The organism is Rhizobium sp. 01T417 (genome assembly GCF_056398905.1).
The window spans coordinates 1-2,094 of sequence record NZ_JBFTQH010000102.1; the positions used below are offsets into that span (position 1 = coordinate 1).

Annotated in this window: 1 protein-coding gene; it reads left to right on the forward strand. The window is 57.7% G+C overall.

Going from position 1 to position 2,094, the window contains the following annotated elements; genetic code table 11:
• Positions 1-1,917, forward strand: a 1,917-nt coding sequence (locus AC1DPR_RS31635) for a 3-hydroxyacyl-CoA dehydrogenase NAD-binding domain-containing protein (protein WP_477817984.1), incomplete at its 5' end; no start/stop codon positions are given.
• Positions 1,918-2,094 lie beyond the last annotated feature (177 nt).

Sequence of the window (2,094 nt, forward strand, 5' to 3'; positions counted from 1 at the left end):
CGCCAGTTCGGTCAGGCTCGTTCGGTCTCGACACGCACCAGCACGGCCGCAATCGATAGTAGTGCCAAGCCCGTCGTCGCTGCGATCCAAGGCTATGCCCTTGGCGGCGGATTGGAACACGTTCTCGCGTGCCACTATCGCGTCGCCACGGCGGGTGCGAAGCTTGGCCTGCCAGAAGTCACGCTTGGCGTCATCCCCGGAGGCGGGGGCACGCAGCGTCTGCCAAGACTGGTGGGTCCCAAAAATGCCCTCCAACTGATTCTCGGCGGCCGCCCAATCAGCGCCGAAGATGCCGAGAAGATCGGAATCGTGAACTCACTGGTACCGAAAGGCGAGTTGCGTCGTGCCGCCATCGAGTTTGCGAAGCGAGTAGCTCAAACGCGCCCACTGCCCCGCGTACGCGACGGTAGCGTGGACATTGATGACGAAAGCCTTGCAGCTATCGTCGCCGACGCTCGAAAAGCAGAGTCGAAAAATGGGCAGCTTCTGCCGGCGAAAGATAAGGCTATCGCGTGCGTGGAGGCCGCAGTTCACCTACCCTTCGACGAGGGCATCGCCTTCGAAGAAAACGCATTCGCGGAGCTAGAAAACTCGGCTGAAGCCAAGGCCCAGCGATACGCATTCTTCGCCGAACGAGAAGCGCGAAAGGTCCCGGAAGTAGATGTCTTGAGCGTGCCCCCCGTCAAATCGGCAGCCATTATCGGTGCAGGCACTATGGGCGGAGGCATCGCCATGTGCTTCGCGGACGCAAACATTCCCGTCAAGGTGCTCGAAGCCAGTGCCGAGGCACTGGACAGGGGACTTCAACGCATCCGTGATACCTACGCTGTAAAGGTAAAACGCGGCAGTATGGCCCAGGATGAAATGCATCGTCGCCTTCAGTTCATCCAAGGTGTGCAGGAGTATGAGGCCATTTCTGATTGCGATGTCGCCATCGAGGCGGTATTCGAGCGCCTCGACATCAAGCAAGATGTCTTCCGAAAGCTGGACGCTGCGCTAAAACCGGGCGCTCTGCTGCTCACGAACTCTTCCGCAATCGACATTGACGCAATCGCCGACGCGACTTCGCGGCCAGGCGATGTCGCCGGAGCGCACTTCTTTGCGCCAGCCAATGTCATGAAGCTGTGTGAAGTCGTAAAAGGCCCGCGCACGCTTCCAGCCACGATCTCTCGTACGATGGAGATGGGACGGGCCATCGGAAAGGTATGCGCCGTCGCGGGCTCGTGCGACGGGTTCGTTGCGAATCGAAGCCGTGCGCCCATGATGGCAGAGATGATGCTCATGCTTGAAGAGGGCGCGACGCCTGTCCAGATCGACAAGGTAATGGAGCAGTTCGGATATCCGAAGGGCCCGTTTGCAGTCAATGACATTTCGGGTCTCGACGTCAGTTACGAAGGACGAAAGCGTCGCGCTGCTGCTGACCCAGAATATCGGAAGCTGCACGTCCCTGACCGCTTAGTGGAGATGGGAAGAAAGGGGCAAAAAACTGGAGCCGGTTGGTATCGGTACGAGAACGGCGACCGCACTCCCATTGCCGATGATGTGGTCAAGCAGGTGATCGCAGACGTGGCAAAAGAGTACGGAATCCTTCAACGTGAGTTCTCGGACGAGGAGATTTTGCAACGCGTTCTCTTCGCGTCGGTGAATGAGGCGTGCAAAATTCTCGAGGACGGTAAGGCCTACCGGCCTAGTGACATTGACGTGATGTGGCTCTATGGTTTTGGATTCCCCCGACACCGGGGCGGCTTGATGTTCTGGGCTGACACCATCGGCGCATCTGTCATCTATCGAGAAGTTTCGAAATGGCACTCGATGTACGGTAAGCGCTGGCGCCCCTCCAAGCTGTTGCAGGAAGTTGCAGAGACAGGTATTCGCTTTCGCGACGTCATTCCCGCGAACGATAAGAGCAGCGCATAACCTGCCGCGTGGCATGGGTTAGCGAAAAGGGCGGTTACTCTTGAACTGCCCTCTTCCTTTTTGTCAAACTGCTGGACTAGCTAACCGGTATGTTCGTGTTGCTGTCCCACTGAAGAGGTCGTCACGCTCATCTTTTGAATAGCTGGTCGTCAGTTTCTTGAAGGCACTCCATAGGAC